21 protein-coding genes and 4 pseudogenes are annotated in these 26,827 nt (G+C 74.7%); 13 read left to right on the top strand and 12 right to left on the bottom strand.

The genetic code is table 11. The annotated features are described in order from the left end of the window. The first annotated feature begins 358 nt into the window (after positions 1–358). Both ABEB13_RS36550 and ABEB13_RS36545 read left to right on the top strand, forming a co-directional pair. Complete coding sequence (locus tag ABEB13_RS36550) at positions 359–2,026, top strand: sodium:solute symporter family protein (RefSeq protein ID WP_345708940.1); 1,668 nt, start codon at positions 359–361, stop codon at positions 2,024–2,026. 104 nt (positions 2,027–2,130) lie between these two features. Then, positions 2,131–2,523 carry a hypothetical protein gene (locus ABEB13_RS36545; protein WP_380230262.1) on the top strand — a complete coding sequence of 131 codons (393 nt, stop codon included), beginning with the start codon at positions 2,131–2,133 and terminating at the stop codon, positions 2,521–2,523. Between the two features lie 65 nt (positions 2,524–2,588). Here the strand turns inward: ABEB13_RS36545 and ABEB13_RS36540 are convergent, their stop codons facing one another. Beyond that, positions 2,589–3,599: a LacI family DNA-binding transcriptional regulator gene (locus ABEB13_RS36540; RefSeq protein ID WP_345708939.1), complete on the bottom strand. Its 1,011-nt coding sequence runs from the start codon at positions 3,597–3,599 to the stop codon at positions 2,589–2,591. 237 nt (positions 3,600–3,836) lie between these two features. On the opposite strand from ABEB13_RS36540, the gene ABEB13_RS36535 reads away from it, so the two are divergent. Then, positions 3,837–4,469: a TetR/AcrR family transcriptional regulator gene (locus ABEB13_RS36535; protein WP_345708938.1), complete on the top strand. Its 633-nt coding sequence runs from the start codon at positions 3,837–3,839 to the stop codon at positions 4,467–4,469. A gap of 60 nt (positions 4,470–4,529) precedes the next feature. Here ABEB13_RS36535 and ABEB13_RS36530 read toward each other — a convergent pair whose 3' ends face one another. Continuing rightward, positions 4,530–4,829, bottom strand: a complete 300-nt coding sequence (locus tag ABEB13_RS36530) for a TetR/AcrR family transcriptional regulator C-terminal domain-containing protein (RefSeq protein WP_345708937.1) — start codon at positions 4,827–4,829, stop codon at positions 4,530–4,532. Between the two features lie 634 nt (positions 4,830–5,463). Between ABEB13_RS36530 and ABEB13_RS36525 the strand changes: the two genes are divergently transcribed. Then, positions 5,464–6,318, top strand: coding sequence for an alpha/beta fold hydrolase (locus ABEB13_RS36525; RefSeq protein ID WP_345709952.1), 855 nt, complete (start codon positions 5,464–5,466; stop codon positions 6,316–6,318). Between the two features lie 4 nt (positions 6,319–6,322). Here ABEB13_RS36525 and ABEB13_RS36520 read toward each other — a convergent pair whose 3' ends face one another. Further along, positions 6,323–8,551 (bottom strand): CBM35 domain-containing protein, encoded by a 2,229-nt coding sequence (locus ABEB13_RS36520; protein WP_345708936.1) that lies wholly within the window; start codon positions 8,549–8,551, stop codon positions 6,323–6,325. A 352-nt stretch (positions 8,552–8,903) separates the two neighbouring features. Between ABEB13_RS36520 and ABEB13_RS36515 the strand changes: the two genes are divergently transcribed. The 5 genes and pseudogenes from ABEB13_RS36515 (at position 8,904) to ABEB13_RS36495 (ending at position 12,315) form a co-directional block, all read left to right on the top strand. Next, positions 8,904–10,115, top strand: coding sequence for a GH12 family glycosyl hydrolase domain-containing protein (locus ABEB13_RS36515; protein ID WP_345708935.1), 1,212 nt, complete (start codon positions 8,904–8,906; stop codon positions 10,113–10,115). Between the two features lie 109 nt (positions 10,116–10,224). Continuing rightward, a pseudogene (locus ABEB13_RS36510) lies at positions 10,225–10,742 on the top strand (ATP-binding protein). Then, positions 10,739–11,005 (top strand): hypothetical protein, encoded by a 267-nt coding sequence (locus ABEB13_RS36505; RefSeq protein WP_100886949.1) that lies wholly within the window; start codon positions 10,739–10,741, stop codon positions 11,003–11,005. Before ABEB13_RS36510 ends, ABEB13_RS36505 begins: the two are co-directional and overlap by 4 nt. 92 nt (positions 11,006–11,097) lie before the next feature. Beyond that, positions 11,098–11,346, top strand: a complete 249-nt coding sequence (locus ABEB13_RS36500; RefSeq protein WP_345708934.1) for a hypothetical protein — start codon at positions 11,098–11,100, stop codon at positions 11,344–11,346. Positions 11,347–12,108: 762 nt separating this feature from the next. Continuing rightward, a complete protein-coding gene (locus tag ABEB13_RS36495; RefSeq protein WP_345708933.1) occupies positions 12,109–12,315 on the top strand; it encodes a peptidoglycan-binding domain-containing protein in 207 nt (68 codons plus the stop codon). A 102-nt stretch (positions 12,316–12,417) separates the two neighbouring features. On the opposite strand, the gene ABEB13_RS36490 is transcribed toward ABEB13_RS36495, so the two are convergent. From ABEB13_RS36490 to ABEB13_RS36470, 5 genes are all read right to left on the bottom strand, one after another. Continuing rightward, complete coding sequence (locus ABEB13_RS36490) at positions 12,418–13,047, bottom strand: HAD-IA family hydrolase (protein ID WP_345708932.1); 630 nt, start codon at positions 13,045–13,047, stop codon at positions 12,418–12,420. 281 nt (positions 13,048–13,328) lie between these two features. Then, complete coding sequence (locus ABEB13_RS36485) at positions 13,329–13,889, bottom strand: GNAT family N-acetyltransferase (RefSeq protein WP_345708931.1); 561 nt, start codon at positions 13,887–13,889, stop codon at positions 13,329–13,331. A 90-nt stretch (positions 13,890–13,979) separates the two neighbouring features. Next, on the bottom strand, positions 13,980–16,826 hold the full coding sequence (locus ABEB13_RS36480) for a type 2 lanthipeptide synthetase LanM family protein (protein WP_345709951.1): 2,847 nt from the start codon (positions 16,824–16,826) through the stop codon (positions 13,980–13,982). Further along, the gene (locus ABEB13_RS36475) at positions 16,826–17,194 is read right to left on the bottom strand and encodes a hypothetical protein (RefSeq protein WP_345710025.1); all 369 of its coding nucleotides are present in this window, start codon (positions 17,192–17,194) and stop codon (positions 16,826–16,828) included. The genes ABEB13_RS36480 and ABEB13_RS36475 overlap by 1 nt, the downstream gene beginning before the upstream one ends. 73 nt (positions 17,195–17,267) lie before the next feature. Beyond that, positions 17,268–17,447, bottom strand: a complete 180-nt coding sequence (locus ABEB13_RS36470) for a hypothetical protein (protein WP_157818634.1) — start codon at positions 17,445–17,447, stop codon at positions 17,268–17,270. 233 nt (positions 17,448–17,680) lie between these two features. Between ABEB13_RS36470 and ABEB13_RS36465 the strand changes: the two are divergent. After that, positions 17,681–19,608 (top strand): annotated as a pseudogene (locus ABEB13_RS36465) (glycoside hydrolase family 5 protein). Positions 19,609–19,644: 36 nt separating this feature from the next. On the opposite strand, the gene ABEB13_RS36460 reads toward ABEB13_RS36465, so the two are convergent. Continuing rightward, positions 19,645–20,865 carry a saccharopine dehydrogenase family protein gene (locus ABEB13_RS36460; protein WP_345708930.1) on the bottom strand — a complete coding sequence of 407 codons (1,221 nt, stop codon included), beginning with the start codon at positions 20,863–20,865 and terminating at the stop codon, positions 19,645–19,647. Between the two features lie 113 nt (positions 20,866–20,978). Here ABEB13_RS36460 and ABEB13_RS36455 point away from each other — a divergent pair. Further along, positions 20,979–21,679 (top strand): annotated as a pseudogene (locus ABEB13_RS36455) (TetR/AcrR family transcriptional regulator); the annotation flags it as partial. Positions 21,680–21,700: 21 nt separating this feature from the next. Here the strand turns inward: ABEB13_RS36455 and ABEB13_RS36450 are convergent. Further along, complete coding sequence (locus ABEB13_RS36450) at positions 21,701–22,501, bottom strand: helical backbone metal receptor (RefSeq protein WP_345708929.1); 801 nt, start codon at positions 22,499–22,501, stop codon at positions 21,701–21,703. 25 nt (positions 22,502–22,526) lie between these two features. After that, complete coding sequence (locus ABEB13_RS36445) at positions 22,527–23,705, bottom strand: FUSC family protein (RefSeq protein WP_345709950.1); 1,179 nt, start codon at positions 23,703–23,705, stop codon at positions 22,527–22,529. A 298-nt stretch (positions 23,706–24,003) separates the two neighbouring features. Here ABEB13_RS36445 and ABEB13_RS36440 point away from each other — a divergent pair. Next, a pseudogene (locus ABEB13_RS36440) lies at positions 24,004–25,358 on the top strand (diacylglycerol/lipid kinase family protein). After that, on the top strand, positions 25,351–25,959 hold the full coding sequence (locus ABEB13_RS36435) for a phosphatase PAP2 family protein (RefSeq protein ID WP_345708928.1): 609 nt from the start codon (positions 25,351–25,353) through the stop codon (positions 25,957–25,959). Before ABEB13_RS36440 ends, ABEB13_RS36435 begins: the two are co-directional and overlap by 8 nt. On the opposite strand, the gene ABEB13_RS36430 is transcribed toward ABEB13_RS36435, so the two are convergent. After that, positions 25,956–26,765: a peptidoglycan recognition protein family protein gene (locus ABEB13_RS36430; protein ID WP_345708927.1), complete on the bottom strand. Its 810-nt coding sequence runs from the start codon at positions 26,763–26,765 to the stop codon at positions 25,956–25,958. The genes ABEB13_RS36435 and ABEB13_RS36430 overlap by 4 nt on opposite strands. Positions 26,766–26,827: the final 62 nt, after the last annotated feature.

The following is a 26,827-nucleotide window of genomic DNA, read 5'->3' as shown; positions in this document are numbered from 1 at the left end:
GGGGTGCACGGAACAGGGGTGCGCGGAACGGGGACACGCGGGGCGGGCGTGCACGCAAGGGGCGGGGCCGGTGGGTCGGCGGGGCGAAGGCGAGCGGCGGGCCGACGATCTCTTCCAACGTTGGAAACCGGGCCGCAAGCGGAATGACAGCACGCCGTCGGACCGACTGTCCAGACCTCCCGCACCGATCCGACCGATCGGATCCGGCCATCCGGGAGCCCTCGTCCGAGCGGCGCCGACGGCCCGTCGATCACCACGTTTGGACCGGCGGAACGCGAACAGAAGGTGCTCTGTTCGTTTCTGTTCGATGATCGGCGCGGGTGTCCCCACGGGCCTGCGACGAAAGGGGTCACCTGGCATGACGACGCACCTCGCGGGCGCAATGCGCCTGGACGTCGACTGGCTCGACTACGCGATACTCGCCGTCTACTTCGTCGTCGTGCTGGGCATCGGGCTGGCCGCCCGGCGGTCCGTCCGCACCAGCCTCGACTTCTTCCTGTCCGGCCGCGCCCTGCCCGCCTGGGTCACCGGCCTCGCCTTCGTCGCGGCCAACCTCGGCGCCACGGAGATCCTCGGCATGGCCGCCAACGGCGCCCAGTACGGCCTGGCCACCGTGCACTGGTACTGGATCGGCGCCATCCCGGCCATGGTCTTCCTCGGCATCGTGATGATGCCCTTCTACTACGGCTCCAAGGTGCGCAGCGTCCCGGAGTTCCTGCTGCGCCGGTTCGGGCCGTCCTCGCACCTGCTCAGCTCCCTCATCTTCAGCGTCTCCTCCGTGCTGATCGCCGGCGTCAACCTGTACGCGCTGGCGATCGTGATGAAGGCGCTGCTCGGGTGGTCGCTGTGGCTGTCGATCGTGGTGGCGGCCGCGTTCGTGCTGGCGTACATCCTGCTGGGCGGCCTGTCCTCGGCGGTCTACAACGAGGTGCTGCAGTTCTTCGTGATCCTGGCCGCGCTGATCCCGCTCACCGTGGTGGGGCTGCGCCGGGTCGGTGGCTGGGACGGGCTGAGCGGCAGCCTGCAGAGCGCCCACGGCCACGACTTCACCACGGCCTGGGGCGGGACGGGCATCGGCAGCGCCAACCCGCTGGGCGCCAACTGGCTGACCATCGTGCTGGGCCTGGGCTTCGTGATGAGCTTCGGCTACTGGACGACCAACTTCGCCGAGGTGCAGCGGGCGCTGTCCGCCAAGGACCTGTCGGCGGCCCGCCGGACACCGCTGATCGCGGCCTTCCCGAAGATCCTGATCCCCGCCGTGGTGGTGATCCCCGGTCTGATCGCCGCGGTGGTGGAGCCGAAGCTCGGCACCGGCGACCTCCAGTACAACGACGCGATCCCGCTGCTGATGGGCGAGTTGCTGCCGAACGGCGTGCTGGGCATCGCGGTGACCGGCCTGCTGGCCGCCTTCATGGCCGGCATGGCGGCCAACATCTCCTCGTTCAACACCGTGTTCACCACGGACATCTGGCAGCCCTACATCAAGCCGCACATGCCCGACGCGCACTACCTGCGGGTGGGCCGGGCGGTGACGGTGGCGGGCGTCGCGGTGGGCATCGGGACGGCGTTCATCGCCTCGTCGTTCAGCAACATCATGGCGTACCTGCAGACGCTGTTCTCGTTCTTCAACGTGCCGCTCTTCGCGGTGTTCATCCTCGGCATGTTCTGGAAGCGGATGTCCCCGGCGGCGGGCTTCTGGGGGCTGCTCGCCGGCACGGCGGCAGCGATGCTCAACTACTTCTGGCTCTACAAGGGCGGGGTGGTCGCGATCCCGAGCGACCAGGGCGCCAACTTCGTCTCCTCCATCGTCGCCTTCGTCGCCGGTGTGGTGGTCAGTGTGGCGGTGACCCTGGTGACCCGGCCGAAGCCGGCCGCGGAGCTGCGGGGGCTGGTGCACGGCAGCACCGGAGACGGTCCGCAGCCCGCCCCGACGACGGACGAGCGCATCTGGTACCGCCGGCCGGCGGTGCTCGGCTGGACGGCCGTCCTGGCGGCGGCCGGCTGCTACCTGCCGTTCTGGGCCTGAGCCCGCGGCCGGTACGCCGACGGCCGACGCCTCGCCGACGTCACCGCGCGGCCACCACGGCCGCACCCACCACCGCAACGAGACGAGCGTGAAGGAGCCGTCCGATGACCGACCAGGTGCACGACCAGGAGTCCACCGCCGAACACGGCGCGGAGCGGCCGGAACCCGCGGGGGCGGGGGCGGAGCGTCCCTCGGCGACGGCGGCCCGGCTGTTCGACATCCGCCGGGTGATCGGGGGTCTGTTCGTCCTCTACGGCGCGGTCCTGACCGTGGTCGGGGCGTTCGACTCCCCCGCCGCAGTCGCCAAGGCCCAGGGGGTGCGGATCAACCTGTGGACAGGACTGGGGATGCTGGTGCTCGGCGCCGCCTTCCTGCTGTGGCTGCGGCTCAGCCCGTCGCCCGCCCCGGCGGCCGAGCCCGACGGGCCCGCAGCACCCGGCGAACCCGCCGTCACCGCTGCGGAAGGCGCTGAGAGCGCTCCGGCGGTGACGGACTGACCGACCGTCGACCTGTCCCGGTCGCTGCCCGCGCGGGCGGCGGCCGGGACTCCGTGCAGCCGGCGTCAGGCCCGGCCGGCCGTCGATTCCCGCACAACCAGCCGGTGCCCGGGCCGGGCCCGGCGCGGCTCGGTGGACGCGCCACCGGAGAGCCGCTCGACCAGGCAGTCGACGGCGAGCCGGGCGATGGCCTCCTTGTCCGGGGAGATGGTGGTCAGCGGGACTCCCGCGAACCGGCCCTCCTCGATGTCGTCGAAGCCGACCACGGCGATGTCCTCCGGGATCCGCAGCCCCCGGTCCGCGAGCGTGCGCATCGCACCGATCGCGACGGTGTCGTTGTAGGCGAACACCGCGTCCGGGCGGTCCGCGCCGTCCAGCAACGCCGCCATCGCACGGGCTCCGTCCTCCCGCCCGTAGCCGTCGGTGGCCACCACGAGGGCGTCGTCGGCGGGCAGCCCGGCCGCCGTGAGTTCCTCGCGCCAGCCACGCAGCCGCAGGTGGGCGGGCTCGCGCGCGCTCTCCCGCCGGGCGCCCAGGAAGGCGATCCGGCGGCGGCCCAGATCGATCAGGTGACGGACGGCCGACCGGGCCGCGGCGACGTTGTCGATGGCGATGTGGTCGAACGGGGCGTCGTACTCGCGTTCGCCGAGCAGGACGAGCGGGGAGCTCTCCGTCCGGGCGAGCAGATCCGCCGACTCCAGTTCGATCGGGCTGAGGATCAGGCCGTCCATGACGTGCGAACGGAAGCCCTGACAGACAAGCAGCTCCTTGTCGCGCCGGCCGCCGGTGTGGTCGAGCAGCACCGTGTAGTCGTGCTGGGCGGCGGCGTCGATCACCGCCCCGGCGAGCTCGGCGAAGTACGGGTTGCCCAGCTCCGGGACGGCGAGCGCGATGATGCCGGTGCGGCCCTTGCGCAGGTGGCGCGCAGTCAGGTTCGGGCGGTACCCGAGCTCGTCGATGGCCCGCTGGACGCGTTCGCGCATGGCCGGTGTGACGTGCTGGTAGCCGTTGACCACGTTGGAGACGGTCTTGATCGACACACCCGCGCGCTGGGCGACGTCCTTCAGGCTGACCACGGTGTTCCTCTCGGCGGGACGGATCGGCCGCGGGCGGTGGGTGGCCGCACGCGCCGCCGGGCAGCAGGGTACCGCCGATGGCCGCCAGGGCGGCCGCCTCCGCACCGTCCTCCGGTGCCGCCGGCCCGCTGGACTTCAGCGCCCGCCCGTGCTGTCATTCCCCGACCGGGGCGGAATCCCCCGGCCGCCTGCCGCGCCGCCACCCCATGAGGACGTCCGACCGTGAAAGCTGTGGTGGTGAGCACCTCTGCCGACGACGCCTCCCCGGAACGGACCGGCTACCGGCGGTCCGCGGGCTCGCCGCGCGGCGAGGCCAGGCGCCGGGACCTGCTCGAACGGGTCACCGACGACCTGGCTGCCAACGGCCTCGTGGACTTCTCGCTGCGCCGGGCGGCGCGGGCGGCCGGCACCACGCACAAGGTCCTGCTCTACCACTTCGACGGGGCCGACGACCTGCTCCGGCAGGCCGTCGTCCGGCTGCGCGAACGGCGGATCGGCCATGTGGAGGCCGCCGTCGCCGCACTGCCGGACGGCACGCTGGCTGCCAGGGTGCGGGCCGTCTGGCCCGTGCTGATGGACGCGGAGTCGGGTCTGCGCGTGCTCGACCAGGCGATCGGCCTGACCATGTACGACCCCGGCCGCTACGGCCCGCTGGGCCGGGACGCCTCCCAGCAGTACCGGCCGACCCTGCTCGCCCTCTGCCCGCCGGACTGGACCGACGAGCGCAAGGGCCAGGTCGCCGAGATGATCCTCGCCGTGCTCCGGGGCTTCCTGGTGGAGTGGCTCACCACCGGCGACACCTCGGGAGTCGACGCGGGCCTGGTCGCGCTGGTCCGCGCCCTGGAGCGCGAGGAGGCGGCGGGGGCGTAGTGGTTGCGCTCGTCGGTTCTTCGGCGCTCATGCGGCCCGGCCGAGTACGGCAGGCTGTTCTCACCCGTTCCCGATGATCAGGGACAGGCCCGCGTCGAAGACGTCGGTGGCGGTCAGCCCGACGCGGCGGCCCTCCTCCATGGTGCGGGCCACGGTCGGGTAGGCCAGCGCGAATTCCTCGGTGGGCTCGGCCTCGGCGGAGTCCTGCTCCTCGATGACGTGGCCGAAGGTGTAGTGGACGGCGGTGTAGACGACGGTGGCCGCCTGGGGCAGGGACAGCCCGCTGTCTTCCAGCGCGCGCAGCCCGTACTCGGGGATGCGGGCGAGCGTGGGTGTGTTCGGCAGTCGGGCGCCGGCCACGACCTACCTCGACGCCGGACTGGCCATGGACGTGGACGCGCTGGACCGGCTGTACGACCCCGAGTTCCAGAACGTACGGGTCGACCGGGCAGGGCAGACGATCACCCTGACCAAGGACAAGTTCATGGCCCGCTTCCGGGCGCTGCGCGGGCAGGGGCAGAGGGTGGGCGAGTCCGTCGACGATGTGACCTTCCCGACCACCACCGACCTCGGCGACCAGGCCGCGATCGTGATGCGGCGGGTCAAGGACGGCGAGCCGGTGCTCTACACCTTCATCTGGCGGATGGCGGACGGGCGGCCGACCACGATCCTGCGCGAGCTCACGTTCGACCGCGACATCAGCCACCTGCTGAGGCCGGCCGGCTGCCCGGCCCCATCGGAAACCCCTCGCGCTCTCGGCGGGATCCCCGTAGGAGGAGTCGGCGCAGAGCTCGTCGCGCCGGTCCCGCAGCCGGGCACGGTCGCGTCCGGCTCCGTGGACAGCCTGCGAACCGCGTGGTTCACTTTTGGGGAGGGACGATTTCCCCCGTGCCCCGCAGCGGCCGCACCCGCGGCTGCGCGGTCCACCGGGCAAGGGGGACGGACGGGCCGTCCGGCTCTCCGTCGTCCCCGCGCCGCAGGGAGGCTGACGACCGTGCCGCACATCGAGCTCTCCACCGGAACGATCGACTACGTGGACACCGGCGGCGACGGTCCGGTGATCGTCCTGCTGCACGGGCTGATGATGGACTCGTCGCTGTGGGACGGCCCGATCGCCCGGCTGTCGGACGGCCACCGCTGCGTGGCACCGACCCTGCCGCTGGGCGCGCACCGCCGGGCGATGCCCGCCGGCGCGGACCTCTCGCTGCCCGCGACGGCCCGCCTGGTCGCCGAGTTCCTCGACCGCCTCGACCTCCAGGACGTCACCCTGGTCGGCAACGACACCGGCGGCGCCCTCGTCCAGTTGCTGATGGCCGAGGGCGCGGCGCGGGTCGGGCGCGCCGTGCTGGTCTCGTGCGATGCCTTCGACAACTTCCCGCCCGGGCTGACCGGGAAGACGCTCGTTCTCGCCGGCCGACTGTCGCCGGCACTGTTCGGGCTGTTCATGCAGCAGATGCGGCTCCGGGCGCTGCGGCGGCTCCCGATCGCCTTCGGGTGGCTGACCAAGCGCGGCGACGCCGCCACCGCCCGCTGGCTCGCGCCGGTCCTCGAACGGCCGGAGATCCGCCGGGACACCGTCCGACTGCTGCGTGCCGCCGCGGCCGACCCGCGGTTCCTGATCGCCGCCGCCGAACGGCTGCCGCTGTTCGACCGGCCCGCCCTCGTGGTCTGGGCCGCGCAGGACCGGGTGATGCCGCCCGAGCACGGCCGCCGCCTGGCCGAGCTCCTCCCGCAGGGCCGACTGGTCGAGGTCGAGGACGGCTACACCCTGCTCCCCCTCGACCGACCGGACGAACTCGCCCGCATCATCGACGAGTTCGTCCCGGTCGAGGGCCTCCGGCAGGTCTGAGTCGTCAGGGCGCCGGGTTCACCGTCAGGAAATCCAACTCGGCATAGCCAGTGCCCTTCAGGAGCCGGACGCGGTTCAGGCCCTGGTGGAGGTGGAGGGTGACCTGGGCGAGGCGTTCCGGCCGATCCTGGTCCGGCGTGCCCAACCACGAGGCCGTCGGCGGGTAACTCACCTGCCCCTGGGCCACCGCGTCGACGGACACCTGGTGGGTCGCGGTGGCCCCGGTGCCGTTGGCGTAGCCGACGTCCAGCCGGTAGTCGCCGTCGGCCGGCGCATCGACGGCGAACTCCACCGCGCTGTCCGCCTTGTCGATCCCCCCGACGTACCCCGGGACGTAGTCGTAGGTGAAGACGCTGCGCCGGGCGTCGGTCACGAACGCCGACTCCGCCTCGTAGCGGTGGGTGTCCGGACGGACCTCGATGTCGTCGACCTCCGCATAGCCCGTGCCGTGCCCGAGGGTGACGGTGTTGTGCCCGGCGTTCAGCAGCACCTTCGCGGACGCGGTCCGCAACTCGGTCGGCGACCAGCCGGTGGTGGCCGGGTACGAGACCGGCTCCTGGGCGCGGCCGTTGACGGTCACGGTGTGGGTGGCCGCGCCCAGGGCCGCTGCGTAGTGCACGGCCATGGCGTAGATGCCGGCCTGCGGCACGTCCACCCCGAACGCCAGCGCGCTGTCCGGGTGGTCGATCCCGCCGACGTACGCACCGCCCGAGGCGAGCACGCCGTCGGCGCCGGTGTGCAGCACGGCGTCGGTGCGCTGGGCCGCCTCGGCCTCATGCACGGTCGGGTCGGGCACGGCCGGCGCCTGCGGCGAGACGGTGATCCGGTAGCCGTCGTAGCGGTCCATCCGGTGGATCGGGACGGTGAGCCCGCCGTCCGCGTCGAGGGTCGCCGTCCGGTCGACCAGCAGGTGCGGCCCGCTCTCCGGATCACCGCCGCTCTCCACGGTGGTGTCTGCCTCGGCGGGGTCCTTGGACCAGTGCGCGTACTCGACCCGGACCCGGACGGCGGGGCCGAGCCCGCGGGCGGCCAGGCCCTGGAGCTTCACGTCGACGTCGGCGTCCTCGCCCCCGGCCAGCACGGTGACCGAGCGGTCCGCCTGGTTCCAGGTCGCCACCGCGTCGGCGGCCTGGTAGTGCCGGGTGTCCCAGCGGCTGACGGCCAGCCCGTTGCCCTGCATCGCCTTGAACCAGCTCATGAACCAGAAGCCGCCGTCGGGCTTCGGCGGCGCACCGTAGCTGCGGCGCAGCGTGTTCCCGAGCAGGCCGGGGTTGGTGTAGACGCCCATGGTCGCGCAGTCGATCCCGTACCGGGCGAACTCCGCCCAGTGCTTGACCATGGTGCCGGGCACGCCCTCGAAGTCCCCGCTGCCCGGGCCGTACTCCTCGATCGCGATCGGCTTGGGCGCCCCGGGCAGGTGCAACTCCTGCTCCAGCGGCCGGTAGTACGAGGTGAGCGAGGCCGGCACGTCGCCCGGGCTGGGGCCGAGGCTGTGCCAGCCGATGACGTCGGGCACCGTCCCGGTGTTGATCGCGTTCACCAGGAAGGCCCGCATCCGGGGCTGCCGGTCGGCGGACTCCCAGGGGTTGTAGTGCTCGTAGTCGGGCCCCATCACGGGGACGCCCGGGTCGATCGAGCGGATCGTCCGGACGGTCTGCGTCCAGAGGTAGTTGACCTTGTCGTCGTAACTCCCGGCGGGCAGACCGGGATCGGTCATGAAGGCACCCTGCAGCTTGTTGTCCGGTTCGTTGAGCGGCGCGACCGCGTAGATCTGGCTCCGGTAGGCGGCCAGCGACCGCATGCCGCTTCGCACCTGGTCGAGCCACTGGTCCATGGACGTCCACTGATAGGGCCAGCCGCCCATCATGTCGTTGAACCGGGCGATCATCCGCACGCCGGTGCCCTGGAGCGTGCCGGTGACCGCCTCGGTGGAGGTCGGGTAGTGGGCGTCGCCGGCGAGGCTCTGGTGCTGGCTGAGGAAGACCTGGGACTGCGCGACCAGGTCGCGCGGGGTGGCCGGCGTCGCGGCCACCCCGAACAGCGTGCCCAGGCCCGCCTTTGTCAGCGGCCCGGACTGGCGGCCGGTGTCGACGGTGATGACCTCGGGGGCGGGCGCCGCGTCCGCGGCCGCCGCGCGGTGCGGGGCGAGCCCGGGTGCCGGGGCGACGACCGCGGCCGTCAGGGCCGTCAGGGTCACGGCGGTGTGGGTCAGTCGGGCCGTTCGGGTGTTCACAGGCCTCACCTCGGGCGTCGCGTGGGGGCGGAAGCGTGGGGGCGGGAAGAGGGCAGGCCGGTGGGGAGCGCGGACGGGTCGCGGTGCACCGACGCCACCCCGGAGCGTGCAGGCCCGACATGGCACTGTCAACGGCTTTGACGGCATTTTGGGAGCGCTCCCATAAGTTTCGAACGAACGGGGCACTTCACCTCGATAAATGGGAGCGCTCCCGAATCTTCGGTCGAACGTCTTCCCCATCCGCGATGGACCCTCCTACCGTTTCGGAGCACGGACGGGTCGCCTGCAGCCCGCAGCCGGTGCTGCCCCACGACCGTTCGCGCCCACTCGCACACCTCGACGGAGGACCCTGATGAAGTCGTTACCGATGCGCCTGCGCTCGGCCGTCACCGCCCTCGCCCTGCTGGTCGCGGCGGTCGCCCTCCCGGCCGTCATGGCCGCCCCCGCCGGGGCCGCCACCCAGCTCTGCGACACCTTCGGTTCCGTCCCGATCGCCGGCGGCCACTACATCGTGCAGAACAACAACTGGGGCGACAGCACCCAGCAGTGCCTGTCCGTCACCGACAGCGGCTTCACCATCTCCTCGGAGAGCCACAACAAGCCGACCAACGGCGCGCCGGCCTCCTACCCGTCGGTGTACGCCGGCTGTCACTACACCAACTGCAGCTCGGGCAGCGGCCTCCCGCTCCAGGTCAGCGCCTTCGCCAACCCGCAGACCAGCGTCGCCTACCGGACGGTCGGCACCGGCGCCTACGACGCCGCCTACGACATCTGGTTCGACTCCTCGCCGAACCCGTCGGGCCAGAACAACGGCGCCGAGCTGATGATCTGGGGCAGCCACCTCGGCGCCCCGCAGCCGGCCGGGCAGAAGATCGGCACCGCGAACCTGGCCGGCGCGGGCTGGGACGTGTGGGAGGGCCGGCTGTCCAACGGCGGCATCTCGTGGAACGTCGTCTCCTATGTCCGCCAGCAGACCACCACCTCGCTCCAGGTGAACATCAAGGACTTCACCGAGGACTCCGCAAACCGCGGCTACCTCGACCGGGCCTGGTACATGACGAGCGTGCAGTTCGGCTTCGAGCCGTGGGTGGGCGGCACCGGCCTCGGCGTCGACTCCTTCAACTTCACCGCCAACGGCACCGGCGGCGGGGGCGGGGGCGGCGGTACCGGCGGCAGCACGATCGTCGGGCAGGGCAGCGGCCGCTGCCTGGACGTCCAGGCGGCCGGCACCGCCGACGGCACGCCCGTCCAGCTCTACGACTGCAACGGCACCGTCGCGCAGAAGTGGCAGCGCACCGGCAACACCTTCGTGAACCCGAACTCCGGCAAGTGCCTCGACGTCGCAGGACAGGGCACCGCCAACGGCACCCAGGTCAGGCTCTGGACGTGCCTCAACAACGGTGCCCAGCAGTGGCAGGTCAACGGGAACGGCACCTTCGTGAACCCGAACTCGGGCAAGTGCCTGGACGCGGCCGGCCAGGGCACCGCCAACGGCACCCGGGTCCAGATCTGGGACTGCTACGGCAGCGGCACCCAGCCCAACCAGGTGTGGGCGCTGCGCTGAGCGGGCGCCCGGCACCGTCCCGTACACCGGCCGACCGGCCATGCGTACGGGACGGTGCCGGGGCAGCCGCAAGGGCGACTGTCCCCGAAGCAGAGAGAGGAGCCCCGACGTGCACGACAGGGAAGCCTCGATACGCGCCCTCGGCTGGGCCCGGACGCTGCCGCTGCCCAGCACCGTCTCGGCAGGCCGCGCCTGGGCCCGCCGGCACCTCGACGACCTCGGCTGGACGACCGGTGCGCCGGGCACGGCCGACGCGGTCGTCCTCACCGTCTCCGAGCTCGTCACCAACGCCCACGTCCACGCGCGCAGCGCCGCCCACCTCGTGATGACCTGGGACGGCAGCTGCCTGTACGTCAGCGTGGGCGACACCTCCCCGAGGCGCCGCTGGCGCGTCCGGAGAGCGCCACCGCGACCTCCGGGCGCGGCATGGCGATCGTGGACGCGCTGGCCGACACCTGGACCGCCCGGGTCGGGCCGGAGGGCAAGACCGTCACCGCGTGCTTCCACCCGCCGGGCCGCACCGCCTGCGCGGCGGCCGGCCCCGCGGAGGAGAAGGCTGCCGGAGAGCGGACCGATGACGGCCCGTCGGGTTTGCGCGGGCCGGAACGTGCAACACGCACGCCATGAGAGGTCTCGTCCAACTGCTGCGGACGGCCGCCGGTGCCGCCGTCCTCGTCCTGCTCCTCTGGATCGTGCTCGACCTGGCGGGTGCCGATTCGGGCAACCCGGTCGCGCACTGGTTCCACCAGGCCGCCGACTGGCTCTCCGGCTGGTCGCGCGGGCTCTTCAGCCCGTCCACCCAGGCGGCCCGCACACTGGTCGACTACGGTCTGCCAGCCGTCGTCTACGCGGCCATCGGGGTCGCCCTGGGCCGCCGCCAGTGGGAGTAGCGGCCGCCCCGCTCCCCGCCCGGGCCCTCGGTGGAGCTGCCGGTGCCCGGCCCCGGGCGCAGAATCCCCGGCCCGGTTCGTTGGACCGTCCGATGAACATCTCACAGCCGACGGCCGGTCAGGTCTACGAGTCCTGCCACCCGCGCGACGCCGGCCTGCGCATCCAGGTCCTGAGCACGGGCGGCGGGCGCGCCCGCGTCCAGGTCGTCGGCGGCTCTCCGCTGGTCCGCGCGATCCCCATCGGCTCGCTGCACCCCTCCGGCACCACCGGGTCCGGCGCGCCGCGCCGCACGGGGTACCGGTTGCTCGCGCCGCCTGCCGGGCCGCACGACGTGCGCTGACCGCGGCCCGTACGACGGGCGCCGGCCGCGGGGCCGTGCGACGTCAGCCGACCACCCCGTGGGGCCGGCGCGTCCGGACACCGGGCGGTCCGTGCTCGAACACCGGCCGGTCGCGGCTCGGCCACCGGCGGTCGCGATCGGTCCGAACCGGGCGCCGAACGGCACCGCCCGGCGCGCCGACCTGCGGCGGAATCGCTCCTGCTACGTTTTGCCGGTTGCCGGACGTGCCCGGCAACCGGCACCGCGAGTACGGAGAGACATGGCGCAGCGGCAGGCTCAGGAGCCGTCCGAGGCGGTCGACGACGAGACCCTGGTCCGCCCGTTCGTCCGCGATCTCGGCGCCTCCGCGGTGACCGCACCGGCCTACGCCCCGGCCCCGCCGCCGGACTCGGTGCGGCCCGCCCAGCAGGCCGTGCCGCCGGTCCCGGCCGTCGACGGGCGTCGCGCGGGCCTCCATCGGCGCGGCCCCGCGGTGGCGGCCGCGATGCTCGCGACGGTACTGCTGGGCGCCGTGGCGTTCCACCTGGCCGACGGGGCCGGCTCCGGGGCGGCGCCCGGGCCAGCCCGCCCGTCCGGCGTCCGGGCCGCGGACGCGCCGGTGGGCCTGCCCGCGAGTGGCCCGGTGTCCGTCCCGGCCACGACGACCGCCTCCCCGGCCGGCGCGAGTGCCGCGCCCGTCGCCGGGCATCAGGCATCGGGCATCGCCGCGCCGTCGGGCAGCCCGTCGAACCGTCCGACCGGTGCGGCGACGGTCGCGTCGGGGTGCTCCGCGCCGGGGACTCCGGGCCGGCGGTCGTCCGGCTCCAGCAGCTGCTGTTCGCACAGGGCAAGACGTACGTGGCCGCGGACGGCCGCTACGACGCGGCGACCGAGCGCGCGGTGCGCGAGGTCCAGCAGGAGCGCTCGATCACGGCGGATCCGCCGGGGGTGTACGGCGCGGCCACCCGGGCCGCGCTGGCGGGCTCCTGACCGGCGGACGACCGGCCCACCGGACGGGCTCACCACCGGGCAGGCTCACCACCGGACGGGCCCCGGCGACCTGACGGGCCTCGCGCCGACCGGGTGGACGGGTCAGTCCAGGAGCGCCGCGAGGGCGGTCCGCAGGTCGTCGGCCGTGCGGTAGTGCAGGCCGGTCATCCCGGCCTGGCGGGCGGCGGCGACGTGCCCGGCGGTGTCGTCGACGAACAGGCAGCGGTGCGGCTGCGCGGCGACCCGGCGGGCGGCGATCGCGTAGACCTGCGGGTCGGGCTTGGCGACGCCGATCCGGGCGGTGTTGACGACGGTGTCGGCGAGGTCGGCCAGGCCGTGCCGGTCGAGGTCCTGTTCCAACCGGGTGGTCGCGTTGGAGACCAAGGCCACCGGGACGACGGCACGGACCCGGGTGAGCAGCGCGACGACCTGCTCGTCCACCGGCGGGACGACCGCCGACCAGGCGGCGACCGCGGCCCCGGCGCGCCGGGCCGAGCCGCAGGTACCGGCGAGGTCGGCGGTCACGGCCGCCCGCCACTGCTCGTCGGTGACCTCTCCGGTGACCGCGGGGTGCAGCCGGTGCGGAGCGAACGCCGCCGCCGCGAGCGAGCCCGGTGGCAGCCCGTGCGCGCGGTCCAGGTCGTCCATCGGGGGCCAGTGCCGGAGTACGCCGTCGATGTCGCAGAGGACGGCGTCGTAGGGCCGGCCGGTGGCTGGTGCCGCGCCGCTCATACCCCGAGACCTCCGGCAACCGACTCCGGGCGGCGCAGACGGCCGGCCGCGCCGGGCCCGCCGAGCCTGTCGAGCCCGTACGGCGGCAGGGCGACCACCTCGTCGCGGCGGCGCGGCGTGACCCGCACGGATCCGATACGGCTGTGGTGCACGTGTTCTCCCGGTGTGCGCGGCGGGCGGGGTGTCGATGGCGGTCCGTGCTGTGCCGACGGCCCGTCACCTGCGACCCTATGCGCCGCCGACACCCGGGGGAAGGCACGGGTTCGAGGACGCGTCCGCGGTCACCAGCTGTCGCCCTCGCGCCAGTCGCAGGTCAGCTCGCCGGCGAAGTCCAGCGGCACCTCGGCGTCGGTGTGCAGCGGCAGGACGAAGATCCAGCCGTCCTCGTCGGGCGTGCGGACGGTGCCGTGCGGGGTGAGCTCCGAGGTCGGGCCGAGCCAGCTGCGCCAGCCGCGCGCGGTGTAGAACGGGACGGCCTCCTCGGTGCTGCCGAGGGCGGCGAGATCATAGGCGCGGCGGGCCACCCGTTCGAGTTCGGCCATCATCGCGGCGCCGTAGCCGCGGCCGCGTGAGCCGGCGCGGACGGCGACGCCCTCCACGTAGCCCGTCCGCAGCGCCCGGCCGGCGTGGACGAGCCGGCGCTGCACGAGGGCCGCGTGTCCGACGAGCACGGTGCCCTCCCACACCAGCGCGTGGACGCCGCCGAGGCAGTGCTCCCAGTCCTCGTCCGTCATCTCGGGCGCGAAGACCTCGTCGAGCAGGGCTCGGGCCACGGCCCGCGTCGCGTCGTCGAGGTCGGCGGTGTGCAGAACAGCGGTGCGTACCAGGGACACCCGGGTCATGCGCGTCATCCTCGCACCGCGGCGGGCGACCGGCGAGCCGTTTTCCGGGCGGGGCGGGGCGGTGCGAGGCGGGCACGGGGCAGGGCAGTGTCAGCCGGTCTGCGGGGGTCGCAGGGCGAGGACGGAGGGGACGGCCTCGGGCGAGGCCAGTCGCAGCAGGCCGTGGCCGATGCCGGCCACACCGACCATCAGCGACGGGCTCCGGACGCCGTGCGGGAGGCCGCACGCCCAGCCGTCCCGGTCGAGGGTGTCCAGCGCGGCGGCGGCCGCCCCGACATACGGCGCGCCGGAAAGCCGGAGCACGTCGATGTTGCCGAGGTCGCCGTGGCAGAGCGAGGAGTTGAGACCGAATCCGGACTGCGCGACAGTGGTCAGCGCGGCGGCCCGCTCGGCGCGCAGCTCGGGGTCGTCGAGCAGGTCGGCGGTCTCGGCCCGGGCCAGGGCGGCACCCGCCGCGCCGTGGCACCAGAGCACCGGGTGTTCGCGGACGGCCGGGTCCTCACGGACGTCCCGCCAGTTCCCGGCGGCCGGGTCGTAGAGCGTGCGCTCGTGGGCGAAGGCGGCGCGGGCCAGGTCGGGCAGGCGGTCGTCGCCGAGCAGCCGGGCGGCCGTGACGAGCGCCCAGGCGATGCCGGAGCAGCCGTGCGCGAAGCCCGCGAGCGGGCGGTCGACGGTGGCGGCGAGCGGTTGCGGCAGCCAGCCGACGCCGCCCTCCGGGTGCGGCCGTGCCCGGTCGGCCAGGTGCCGGGCGCAGCGGGCGAGCGCGTCGGTGACGGCGGCGCCGGGACGGACGGCGGCCCAGGCGGCGAGTCCGCCGATGGTGCCGGCACTGCCGGCGATGACGTCGTACCAGGTGTCGTCGGCCGCGGTCGCAGCGGCGCGGGCGACCAGCGCCTCGGCGAGGGTGTCGAGTTCGGGGTCGGGGCGGTCCGCGGTGAGCTGGGCGAGGGTGTAGAGCAGCCCGCCGGTGCCGGTGATGCCGCCGCCGAGCCGGTCGGTGCGGCGGCGGATCTGACGGCGCAGCGTGGCGGTGGCCGCGTCGGCGGACCTGCGGTGGCCGGTGTCGCCGGTGACGCGGGCGAGCCGGTCGAGGAAGAGGACGATGCCCGCCGTGCCGCTGTACAGGTCGGGGCCGAGTTCGGCGGGCGCCCAGCGGCCGGGCGGGGCCCAGTTGGGGCCCGTCCAGGCGAGGTCGTCGGGCCCGCGGTAGGCCTCGCGCAGGAGGTCGTCGGCGGCCTCGGCCGCCTTGGCGAGGGCGCGGGAGCGCAGGGCGGAGCCGTCGGGGTCGCGGGGCGGGCCCGGGTCCGGGACGGGTGTGGCGCGGGGTTCGGCGGTGGCCGGCGTGCGGGGTTCGGCGGTGGTGGGGGTACGGCGGGGTTCCGCGGCGCCGTCGGCGGTGGTGAGGGAGAGCCGCAGCAGCCGGCGCTGGCGGGCGAGGTCGTCCTCGCCGAAGGCGGCGAGCTTCTCCCGGGCGACGTCCAGGGCGGGCCGGTCGGTGACGTCCGGGATGACGGCCCCGGTGCTGGAGCGGGCGTGCACCCCGTCGGGACGGATGGTGAACACCGGGACGTCGTTGTTCCACAGGTCGGCGTGCTCGTGGGCGACGAAGCCGCCGACGCTGTCCTCCCAGGCGGCGAGCGCCCAGAGGCGGTCGAGGTGCCGGTCCTGGTCGAGGGCGTCGCGCAGCAGGTCGGGGTGGCAGGCGGTGGCGAGCAGGCTGCGGTACTCCAGGGTGTCGCGGCGCAGCAGCCTGGTCTCGTCGCGGGCGAACGCGGTGAGCAGGAGGTCGACCTGCTCCCGGTCGGCGGCGAGCAGCCGGTAGGCCTCGGTGAAGCCGGCGTCGACGGCGTCCGCGTGGTCGGCGAGGCACAACGGCCGGTCGGGCGGCAGGGGGCGGTTGCCGGGAGCTTCGACGGGGGCCGGGCGGTACTCGATGCGGATCTCGTCGGTGCCGAGCCCGACGACCTCGGGGGCGGGCCGGGGCGGCAGCCGGGACGGGTCCCAGCCGAGTGCGGAGAGGTCGGTGCCGCCATTGCCGTCCTCGTCCCACATCCGCTGCGGGAGCAGGCCGGAGCGCAGCACGGAGTGGGCGGCGTCGTGGCGGGCGAGGCGCTCGGCGTGGGAGAGGTCCTTGGCGGGTTCGTGCAGGTCGGGGTGGAGCAGCGCCTCCAGGTCGACCAGGACGGGCTGGTCGCCGACGGCGAGCAGGTTCTGGGCGTGGCAGTCGACGGCGTCGGTGAGGTGGAGCAGGGCGGCGAGGGTGCCGGCGCGGTGGTAGAAGGCGTGCAGTTCGGTGGCGTCGCGGCAGGGCCGGGCGGTGACGTGGGCCATCCAGCCGTAGCCGTCGCGGGCCAGCAGGGGGACGTCGAGCAGGGGCAGCCGCAACTGTGGGTTGAGCCGGCGCACGAGGGCCTGGAAGTGCACGTCGACGTCGAGCGGGCGGGGTTTGTAGACGATGCGGGTGCCGTCGGCGAAGGTGAGGCCGGCGACGGTGGCGCCGCCGCGGTGGGCGTCGCCGAGGCCGGTGCGGATCGCGGTCAGCGGCCCGGGGTCGGCGCCTGCGGCGAACGTCCGGGCCACGGCGGGCAGGTCGGCGGCGAGGCGGTGCAGCAGGGTGCGGCCGGTGTCGGCCCACTGGTCGGCGGCGGTGGTCAGCCGGCGTGCCAGGACGGGGTGTTCGGCGAGGATGCGGATCGCCTCGGCGGGCTCGGCGAGGAGCCGCAGGAAGTCGCGGTAGCGGTCCTCGGGGGTGGCGCCGGTGAGGCGGCCGGTGAGGCGGGCGACGTGGAGTTCGACGATCAGGGTGCGGACGGCCATCGCATGGGCGGTGCCGGTGAGCGCGGGCAGCAGCATCGCGGTGAGGTCGGCGGGGCTGCCCAGCGGGGTGGGGCCGAGGGCGGTGAGCGCGGTGGTGAGCCGGTCGCGGGCGGCGGCGATCAGCGGGGCGGCGAGGACGGCGAAGGGGTGCTCGTCGCCGTCCGGGGTGCGGCGGCCGGGGCGGGTGCGCGGTCGAAGGCGTCGGCGAGCCGGTCGGCCCAGCCCTGCGGGCCGAGGCGGGCGGCCAGGGCGGTGGGCGACTCGCCGAGCAGCAGCGCGAGTTCGGCGGGGTCGAGCCCGTCGGCGGCGAGCCGCCGGTCGAACCAGCCCGGTGCGTCGAACGGCCGCTGGGCCTGCCAGCGGGCGGCCCGGCGCCGGGCGCGGTCGTCGGCCTCCGGGTCGGGGGCCTGCGGTGCGGCGGCCCGGCCGCGGTGGGCGAGCGGGACGGCCCTGGCCGCCGACCGCCGCAGCTCTGAGGTGTCCGGCACGTCGGCCGCCCTTCCTGCCCGGTACGGGTGTCCGGCGGCGCGGCACGGTGGCGCCGCGCCGCCGGACAGCTGGTCAGAAGCTGCAGACCCGCGCGCAACTGGCGACGGACTGACAGGTGTTGGAGAGCAGCGCGGCCGAGGTGTAGACCTCGTCCGCCGGGTTGCCGGCCGGGTGGAGCTCGTACCCCTGGCCCAGGCCCAGGCGGAAGTCCTCGTCCTTGAGCGCGCGGATCTGCTCGGCGGTGGTCAGCATGATGACTCCTTCGGTGTCGATCGGTTCGAACTCCGTACGGACTTTCTGACCCCGCATCATGACAGGGCCACCTCAGCCACACCAGCCCCGGGCGTACGATTCCGGCCGCCGCGAATCACGACACCGCCCGGGCCTCTACCTATGACGTGCACAGAACAGGGGTTGGCGGCGCATCAGGCCGGGAAGCACCTCTGCGCCACCGCTCCCCCACCCTCGTCCCCGGGCAGGCCTCGATGACAACGACCAGGCACCGGTCACCCGTCGCACCGCTGCTCGCCCTCCTGGCCACGCTGGCGCTCCTCGCGGGCGCACCGGGCACCGCGCCCGCGGCGGCCGCCGCCGCGCCCACCGCCACGGCGGTGTCGGCGGACTGGACGGCCCCGCTCTCCACCCGGGGCCGCTGGATCGTGGACGCGAACGGCAACCGGTTCCGGCTTGAGGCCGGCAACTGGGACGGCGCGCAGGGCTCCTGGACGGGCTCGGGGGACATCGCCGACCCCGCGAACCACCACGCCGGGCAGGACTCCCACGGCATTCCGCTCGGCCTCGACCGGGCGGGCCTGCCGGCCCTGCTGGACGACTTCCACCGGCTCGGCTTCAACAGCATCCGGCTGCCGTTCTCCAACCAGATGATCCACGAGACCGCGCCCGTCCCCGACGCGGCCGTCGCGGCCAACCCCCAGCTGCGCGGGCTCACCCCGCTCCAGGTGTACGACGCGGTGATCGCGGCACTGACCGGCTCCGGGTTCGCGGTGATCCTCAACAACCACACGGGCACAACCCGTTGGTGCTGCGGCGTCGACGGCAACGAACGCTGGAACAGCTCGCGCTCCACCCGCCAGTGGGAGGACGACTGGGTGTTCATGGCCCGCCGCTACCGCGAGAACAAGCGGGTGGTGGGCGCCGACCTCTACAACGAGGTCCGGCGCGACGTCCTCGACGACCCCAACTGGGGCCTGGGCGACGCGCACGACTGGGAGGCCGCCGCGCAGGAGGCGGGCGACCGCATCCTCACCGAGGGCTCGCCGGACTTGCTGATCGTCGTCGAGGGCATCAACTGGACGGGCATCCCCGCCGACGGACTACCGCACGGCCGCCCGACGCTGACCCCCGTCCGCTCCCTCTCGCACACCCTGGTCACCTCCGGCAAGCTCGTCTACTCGGCGCACTTCTACGGCTACACCGGGCCGAACCACAGCGGCGCCACCGGTCTCGGCGAGACCCACGATCCGCGCTACCAGGACCTCACGGCCGACCAGTTGCGCGACGCGCTGTACCAGGAGGCGCTGTACGTCGCCGCCGAGGGCGGGCAGCACTTCACCGCGCCGGTCTGGGTCAGCGAGTTCGGCATCGGCGCCGACGAGACCGGCGCCGCCCCGCGCGCCTGGTTCGCGCACTTCGCCGACGACCTGGCCGCCGCCGACGCCGACGTCGCCTACTGGCCGCTGGTCGGCTGGCGCGGCGACGGCGGCCAGGGCGACAGCTGGGCGCTGCTGCGCTACGACGCGGCCGGCCACCGCTCCGGCATCCTGGACGGCCCGGACTGGCGGGCCGACGCCTTCGACCGGCTGCTGACCGCGCCCGGCCGCACCGGCCGGGTACCCGCCACTGCGGCGTGGCACATGCTCGACACCGATCACAGCGACGCCGTGCAGTCGCTGCGGGTCCGCGCCCAGGGCGACTGGGATGCGGGTGCCCGCAAGGCGGTCTGCCCGGACGGCGAACGGCTGGCCGGCCTCGCGCACTCCGGTGGCCGGGGCCTGTGCACCGACAGCGGCGCCCTCGGGGTCTGCGGGCGCCGAGCGGCGACGCGGAGGTGGTCCGCGACGAGCGGAACGTCCCCGCCGGCGGCGACTGGGCACCGGGCTGGACGAAGCTCCAGTGCGCCGCCGGCCGGTACCTGATCGGCTACAGCCTGCGCGGCGCCCGGACGTCGGCCGTGCTGTGCGCAGCGGCCCGCGACCCGCTCGGAACGGCCGGCCGCACGGTCTGGTTCGACCACGGCGACGCCCGGCCGGCCGGCGGCCCGGGCGGGGAGTTCGCGTACGGCGCCTACAAGGGCCAGTGCGCGGCGGACGAGTACGCGGCCGGGGTGGCGTTCACCACCCGGGTCGGCTCCTCCGGCACCCCGGACGCCCTGCTCTGCCGGCCGCTCTCCTGACCGGGTCCCGCCGGCCCCGGCCGGGGCCGGCGGGACTCACTGCTCGCGCTGGCCCCAGGGCGAGCCGTAGGCGGTGAGCAGCTCCAGGAACGGGCGGGCCGGGAAGGCCTCGGGGCCGAGCACGCCCGAGCCGGCCCAGGTGCCGGCGGCGACGAGTTCCAGGGCGACCACCGGGTTGATCGCCGTCTGCCACACCACGGCCTGCGAGCCGTACTCGCGCATCGACCACTGGTTGTCGACCACGTGGTAGAGGTAGACCTCGCGCGGCGCGCCGTCCTTGGTGCCCTTGACCCAGGTGCCCGCGCAGGTCTTGCCGTGCATCCGGTCGCCGAGCGTCGCCGGGTCGGGCAGGACGGCGGCGACGACGTCCCGCGGCGAGATCCGGGCCGGCCCGAGGTCGCTGGCCACGGTCACCGGCGCGGTGCTGTCCAGGCCGAGCGCGTGCAGCGTCTTCAGCTTGCCGATGAAGTCGTCGCCGAGCCCGTACTTGAAGGTGACCCGTCGGGCGTCGACCCAGCGGGGCACCAGCAGCACCTCCTCGTGCTCGACGTTGACGCACTCGACCGGGCCGATGCCCTCCGGGAAGTCGAAGACCTCCGGCTCGCTGAACGGCTCCGTGGTGAACCAGCCGCGGTCCTTCTCGAAGACGACCGGCGGGTTGAGGCACTCCTCGATCGTCGTCCAGATGCTGAACGAGGGGGCGAAGTCGTAGCCCTCGACGGTGAGGTTCGCCCCGTCCCGGATGCCGATCTCCTCGATCTCGTCGAAGAGTTCGTCGGCGGCGTGGCGGGCGAACACGTCGGACAGGCCCGGCTCGACGCCCATGCCGACCAGCGCCAGCCGGCCGGACTTCTCCCACAGCTCGGCCTGCTCGAACTGGGCGTCGCCCAGCCGGACCCCGCACTCCTCGTAGGGGCGGTCGGGGTGCGGGGCGGACAGCGACATCGCCATGTCCAGGTAGTGCGCGCGGCCCGCCAGCGCCGCCTCGAACAGCGGCATCACGAACCGCGGGTCGGTGGCGTTCAGCAGGACGTCGCAGCGGTGCTCGGTGAGCAGCGCGGTGACCGCCGCACGGTCCGAGGCGTCCACCCGGTGGGCGCTGAAGCGGCTGCCCGCGTCGCCGAGCGCGGCGACCGCCGCCTCGGCCCGCGTCGGGTCGTAGTCGGCGACGGCCATGTGCTCGAAGAAGTCGCGGCGGGCCGCGATCCGGGTGATGGCCGTGCCGACACCGCCGGCGCCGACGAGAAGTATGCGCATGATGACCTCTTTCCCATCCGAGGCTCCCGCCTCCGGTGACCCGATGCAACTCCTCGGCGGGTGATAACGTCAATGGCGTTGGCATAAGGATCGGGCAGGTGAGGAGCGGGCCGATGGCGAAGCAGGTGGTGGCCGAGGGCGACCGCAGGCGTCGGCGGCCGACCCGCCAGGGCGCCGTGCTGTCCGAGCGCCTCATCGTGGAGACCGCGCTGCGCATGCTGCGCGAGCACGGCGGCGCCGGCCTCACGGCCCGCCGGCTCGGCCTCGCGCTCGGCGCGGACCCGAGCGCCCTCTACCGGTACTTCGCCGGGATGGACGAGCTGACGCTGGCCATCGGCGACGAGCTGATCGGCCGCGCCCTGGACGGCTGGGCACCGGGCGGCCGCTGGCAGTCCGACCTGCGCGACCTCGGGCTGCGCATCCACCGCGCCTACCTGGCCCACCCGCAGGCGGCGGTGCTCACCGCCAGCCGGGTCACCGGCCGGGCCCGCGAGGTGGCCGCCGACGAGGCCGTCCTCGGGCTGCTCCGCGGCGCCGGCTTCCCCGACCCGGCCGCGGTGCGGATCTACCACGCGTTCATCGACCAGAGCCTGGCCTTCGCCGCGCTGGACGCGGCCTCCTCGCCCTCCCGGCCGCCGCCCGCGAGGCCGACGAACGGATGTGGGAGTCCACCTACGCCCGACTGCCCGCGGAGAGCCACCCGAACATCTCCGCGACCGCCGGCCTGCTCGCCGCCCGGATGAAGGACAGCGCCTACCCGTCGGCCCTGGAGATGCTGCTGGAGAGCGCCGCCCTGCAACTCGCCCGGCTGCGCGGGGAAGCCGGGGATGACCGGTCACGGCGCCCACGGGCGGGCCGCGGCCAACTGCGCGGCCAGCACGGCCGGCGCCTCGGCCAACGACGGCCCGTACCAGGTGAGATGACGGCCGCTCAGCAGTGCCGCGGGCACCCCCGGGAACGCCTCCGGGCCGTCGTCGGCGGCGAACCGGTACGGCTCGTCCGGCAGCACCACCAACTGCGGTTCGCAGGAAAGGAGTTCGTCGATCGGGACGGCCGGGTAGCGGTCGGCGTGGTCGGCGTACAGCTGGTGCACGCCCAGCCGGCGCAGCAGGTCCCCGGCGAAGGTGTCGCGGCCCAGCACCATCCACGGACGCCGCCAGATCGGCACCACCGCCCGCACCGGCGCCGCGGCCGGGGCGGGCAGCTCGCGCCAGGCCCGTGCGGCCTCGTCCAGCCAGCCCGGCCGGGGCAGGCCGCAGGCGACGGTCAGCATCCGGTCGAGCGAGCCGAGGGCCTGCTCCAGGTCCCGGACCTCCGTCACCCAGACGGCGACCCCGGCCGCGCGCAGCGCGTCCAGGTCCGCGGCCCGGTTCTCCTCCTCGTTCGCGACGACCAGGTCCGGGCGGAGTGCGGCGATCCGCGCACCGTCCGGGTTCTTCGTCCCGCCGATCCGGGGCACGGCGAGCCCGGTCGGGTGGGTGCACCAGTCGGTCGCGCCCACCACCAGCCCCGGCGCGGTCGCGGCCAGGGCCTCGGTGAGCGACGGCACCAGGGACACCACCCGGCGCACCGCGCCGAGCCGGACCACCGTGCCCAGGTCGTCGGGGACTTCGCGGATCGCCGGGGCCGTGGTCATGCCCCCACCGTAGGGGATCCGCCGGTCACCGGTCCCGACGGCGCAGCCCCTCGCCGCGCAGGAAGCCGCGCAGCCGGCCGAAGGCGGTGAAGCGCTCCCGGTTGGCGACCGAGGCGCGGTCGAGCTCCTCCATCAGCCGCCGGGAGCGGTGCTCCAGGTCGAGTTCGTCGAGGATCCGGTCCACCTCGGCCAGCAGCGAGCCGTGCAGCTGCCACGCCTCGGGATGTTCCTGGACGCGGCGCAGCAGCATGTCGGCGGCGCGCTCACGGCACGTCCAGGCGGCCGACAGCTCGGCGGCCAGCCGCGCCTCCGCCTCCTCCGCGCTGCGGCTGACCTGGCTGGACACCAGGACGGCGAAGCTGACCAGCGCCCCGCCGAGGTGGGCGAGCAGCTCCTCCAGGGCGAGGGCCACGTCGTGCGGGAAGAGCGGCTCGTCGCCGCGCCGCTTGGCCAGGTCGGTGAGCGAGCGGGCGAGGACCCGGACGACCACCACGCAGATCTCCAGGGTGTCCAGTCCGGTGCGCAGCACGAGCCGGGACAGCATGCCCTCGCTGATCCTCGGGTTGAGCCGGAGGCTGTCCTCGGCCTGCCGCAGGGCCGCGTCGACGTCGGCGATGGCCTGGTCGAGCGCCCGGGCCTCGTGCAGCCGGGCCGCGGCCCGCGCGACGGGCGTCGGCGAGCCGAGCTCGTCGCCGATCTGCAGCAGCAGGTGCCGGGCGCGCCGGGCCAGGTCCTCGATGGACTCGCCGGCGGTGTCCACCCACACCGGCGGCGCGAAGAGCAGGTTGAAGAGCAGGCCGACGCCGGCGCCGATGATCGTCTCCAGGACGCGGTCCCAGGCCTGGCTGGCCAGCCGGGTCACCCCGAGCACGAGCATCGCGCTGATCGCGACCTCGTTGACGAACTCGTCGACCCGGACGAACTGGCCGATCGTCAGCGACGCCAGGATGATCAGGCCCAGGCTCCACCAGGACAGGCCCATCACGGAGCTGAACCCGATCGCGATCACCACGCCGACCACCACCGAGTTCACCCGGCGGATGCTCGTGGTCAGGGTCGAGTAGAGGGTCACCTGCACGACCAGCAGCGCGGTGAGCGGCGCCGTCAGCGGGGCCGGCTCGCTGCTGAGCTGCGTGGCGACGGCGTAGGCGAGGGTGGCCGCGAGGGTCGCACGGATCGTCAGGTGGACGACCGGATCCCTCATCCGCCGCCGCACGCGCTCGATCGCCGCTCCGCTCTCACCAGGCACGTCCCTCCTTGTTCCCCGCCCGCCCGGGAGCTCACCTGTCCGCGGCCGATCTCCCACCCGGACGGCCACCCGCACGGCCGGCCGCCCACGCCCGGACGGCCCGGACGGCATGGACGGGCCCGCTCGGGGCATCCGGCCTGCGGCGGCCGGCGCAGCGGACCGGCGCCACCCGAATGCAGCAGCGGGCCGCGCGGACGGCCCGCCGCCGGGTTTCGCTGGGCGCACGTCCCGCACGGGGCGCAGGGAGGTCGCGATGACGGGAAGCGGGTCCGGAGGCGGGGGCAACGGGAGGACGGCCAGGCTGCTCGCGCGGGTCGCGGTGCTGTGCGCCGTGGGCTCGCTCGTCGTGCTGGTGGCCACGGCCGGGCTGGCCAGTGCGCTGGTGATCGTGGCCGGGCTCGCCGGGACGGCGGTGATGGCGGCGGGCGTGTGGTGGGCGCTCACGCACCACGGTGCGATGCGGCTGCTCGGCGCGCTGCTGGCGGTCGCCGCACCGGTGGGAGTGGTGGTGATCTATGCCGGGAACGACCTGTGGCCGCCCGTCCTGGCCGCGATGTCGCTCTGGGCGGCGGCGCTCGCCTGCGGGCGGGCGGCGCTGCGCCGGGACAGGCCGCCGCGGACGATGCGCGGCCGGCCGGCAGGCCGCTGCGCCGGCCGGTGCTGATCATGAACCCGCGCTCCGGGGGCGGCAAGGTCGAGAAGTTCGGCCTGGTCGCGAAGGCCGAGGCGCTCGGCGCGAGCGTCGTCCTGCTGGACCCTTCGGAGCACCAGGACGTCACGGAGATCGCCCGCCGGGCGGTGGCGGACGGCGCCGACCTGCTCGGCGTGGCCGGCGGGGACGGCACCCAGGCGCTGGTGGCCGCCGTCGCCGCGCAGCAGGACGTTCCGTTCCTGGTCATCCCGGCGGGCACCCGCAACCACCTGGCGATGGACCTCGGGCTGGACCGGGCGGACCCGGCGCTCAGCCTGGACGCCCTCACCGACGGCGTCGAGCTGCGGATCGACCTGGGCCGGGTCGCCGGGCGGGCCTTCGTCAACTCGGTCTCGTTCGGGGTCTACGCCGCGATCGTCCAGGACCCGGCGTACCGGGACGCCAAGGCGGCGACCGCGCTCTCCGCGATGCCGGACCTGCTGCTGGGCTACGAGGGCGCCCGGCTGACCGCCCGGGCGGGCGGCGAGGAGCTGACGGACCCGCAGGCGGTGCTGGTCAGCAACAACCCGTACGCGGCGGGCGACCTGCTCGCGGCGGGGCGGCGGCCGCGGCTGGACGGCGGCACCCTGGGCGTGTTCGGGGTGAAGGTGGCGGGCGTGGCGCAGGCCGCGGAGCTGGCCCTGCGCGGCGGGCAGGCGGAGGCAGTGACGGTGCTGGCGGCCCGCGAGGTGGAGGTGACGGCCGACGCGGCGAGCATCCCGGTGGCGGTGGACGGCGAGGCGCTCGTCCTCGACGTCCCGGTGCGGTGCGCGATCAGCGCGGGAGCGCTGCGGGTCCGGGTGCCGCGCGACCGGCCCGGCACCCAGCCCGCGCTGCCCCCGCTGGGCTGGCGGCGGGTCGGGCGGCTGGCGCTGGGGCGCACCCCGGCGCAGCGGGCGGCGGTGGACGATGTCTAGCGGCGCCGGCCGCGCGGTCGCCGCGGCCGTCGGCCGCGGCCGGCGGATCGTCGCGGACCTGGGCGCCGTCGACCGGGCGGTGTACGCCGCCGTCGCGACCACCCCGACCCCCGAGCTGGACGCCGCACTGCGCCGGCTCTCCCGGGCCGCGAACCACTCGAAGATCTCCTTCGCGATCGCCGGCACGCTGGCGCTCCGGCCCGGCGCGCCGCGGGAGGCGGCCGTGCTCGGCACGGCCGCCGTGGCGGTGGCGTCGGCCGGCGCGAACCTGGTGGGCAAGGCGCTGGCGCGCAGGCCCCGGCCGGACCGGGAGGGCCTGGGCGTGCCGACGGCCCGGCACGTCCGGATGCCCGCCTCGGCGTCGTTCCCGTCGGGGCACACGGCCTCGGCGTTCGCCTTCGCGACCGCGGTCGGCTCCCGGCTGCCGTGGACGGCCGCGCCACTCGGGCTGCTCGCGGCCGGGGTGGGGTACTCGCGGGTGCACACCGGGGTGCACTACCCGGGTGACGTGGTCGCCGGTGCCCTGCTCGGCATGGCCGCCGCCAGCACGGTGGGCGGGATCGGGCGCCGCGTCCGGAGCTGCGTCGCGGCCACCGCCTAGGCGCGGGTCGGGCCGGCGGCCGGTCCGGTGGCGGCGGGGGCCGCGGCGGCGGCCGCCTGCTGGATCGCCGCCGCCCGGTCGGTGATCTGGGGCAGCACCGCGTAGAGCGACTCGCCCGGGCACAGGGTGCAGAAGGCGTCGCGGTGGCCCGAGACGGCGTTGAACACGTGCCGGGTGCTGACCGGGAAGCGGCTGTCGCTGCTCGTCGAGGTCAGCTCGTACTGCCCGTGCGGATCGTTGCCGTACGAGCCGAGCTTCCAGGCGATCAGGCCCGCCATCGCGGTGACGACGGGCTCGGGGACCTCGGCGCCGGTGGAGTAGGTGCCGATCGCGGCGATGCCGACGGTCTCCCGGTTGAAGCCCACGGTGTGGGCACCGACCACGGGCCGGTCGATGCCGCCCGCCCGGCCCTCGTAGATGGTGCCGAACCGGTCGACGAGGAAGTTGTAGCCGATGTCGTCCCAGCCGCGGTTCTCCAGGTGGTCGCGGCAGATGGCCCGGAGGATGTCGGGGACGTCCTTGGCACGGTAGGTGTTCGGGTTCTCGGTGTGGTGGACGAACGCGGCCCGCACCGCGCGGTCGTACTGGATCGAGGGCAGGTCGGGCGGGGTCTGCCAGTCCGAGCGCGGCACGATGGGGGGCTCGGGGGGCACGGGGCGCGCGGGGGCCGCCACGACGGCGGGTTGCTCGTGGGCGACGGGGTGCGTCACCGGCCGCGGGCGACCGAGGGCGGGCAGTGCGACCAGCGCACCCGCCGTGGTGGCCTGCAACACGCGACGCAGCACCAGGCGGCGGTCGATGTCCATGTCATGAAGGTAAGGACGGTCGGGTCCGCACGCGCGCCCACCGGACGGTCCGTCAGCTGACC

It is taken from the genome of Kitasatospora paranensis (genome assembly GCF_039544005.1).
In the GTDB taxonomy this organism is placed as follows: Bacteria; Actinomycetota; Actinomycetes; order Streptomycetales; family Streptomycetaceae; genus Kitasatospora; species Kitasatospora paranensis.
The sequence above is the reverse complement of the archived record's forward strand: the minus strand, read 5'-3'. Positions and strand labels throughout refer to the sequence as shown.

Coding starts and splice junctions, on each gene's coding strand:
- ABEB13_RS36550 (WP_345708940.1), top strand. CDS start 359: ATGACGACGCACCTCGCGGGCGCAATGCGCCTGGACGTCGACTGGCTC.
- ABEB13_RS36545 (WP_380230262.1), top strand. CDS start 2,131: ATGACCGACCAGGTGCACGACCAGGAGTCCACCGCCGAACACGGCGCG.
- ABEB13_RS36515 (WP_345708935.1), top strand. CDS start 8,904: ATGAAGTCGTTACCGATGCGCCTGCGCTCGGCCGTCACCGCCCTCGCC.
- ABEB13_RS36505 (WP_100886949.1), top strand. CDS start 10,739: ATGAGAGGTCTCGTCCAACTGCTGCGGACGGCCGCCGGTGCCGCCGTC.
- ABEB13_RS36500 (WP_345708934.1), top strand. CDS start 11,098: ATGAACATCTCACAGCCGACGGCCGGTCAGGTCTACGAGTCCTGCCAC.
- ABEB13_RS36490 (WP_345708932.1), bottom strand. CDS start 13,047: ATGAGCGGCGCGGCACCAGCCACCGGCCGGCCCTACGACGCCGTCCTC.
- ABEB13_RS36485 (WP_345708931.1), bottom strand. CDS start 13,889: ATGACCCGGGTGTCCCTGGTACGCACCGCTGTTCTGCACACCGCCGAC.
- ABEB13_RS36470 (WP_157818634.1), bottom strand. CDS start 17,447: ATGCTGACCACCGCCGAGCAGATCCGCGCGCTCAAGGACGAGGACTTC.
- ABEB13_RS36460 (WP_345708930.1), bottom strand. CDS start 20,865: ATGCGCATACTTCTCGTCGGCGCCGGCGGTGTCGGCACGGCCATCACC.
- ABEB13_RS36450 (WP_345708929.1), bottom strand. CDS start 22,501: ATGACCACGGCCCCGGCGATCCGCGAAGTCCCCGACGACCTGGGCACG.
- ABEB13_RS36445 (WP_345709950.1), bottom strand. CDS start 23,705: ATGAGGGATCCGGTCGTCCACCTGACGATCCGTGCGACCCTCGCGGCC.
- ABEB13_RS36435 (WP_345708928.1), top strand. CDS start 25,351: ATGTCTAGCGGCGCCGGCCGCGCGGTCGCCGCGGCCGTCGGCCGCGGC.
- ABEB13_RS36430 (WP_345708927.1), bottom strand. CDS start 26,765: ATGGACATCGACCGCCGCCTGGTGCTGCGTCGCGTGTTGCAGGCCACC.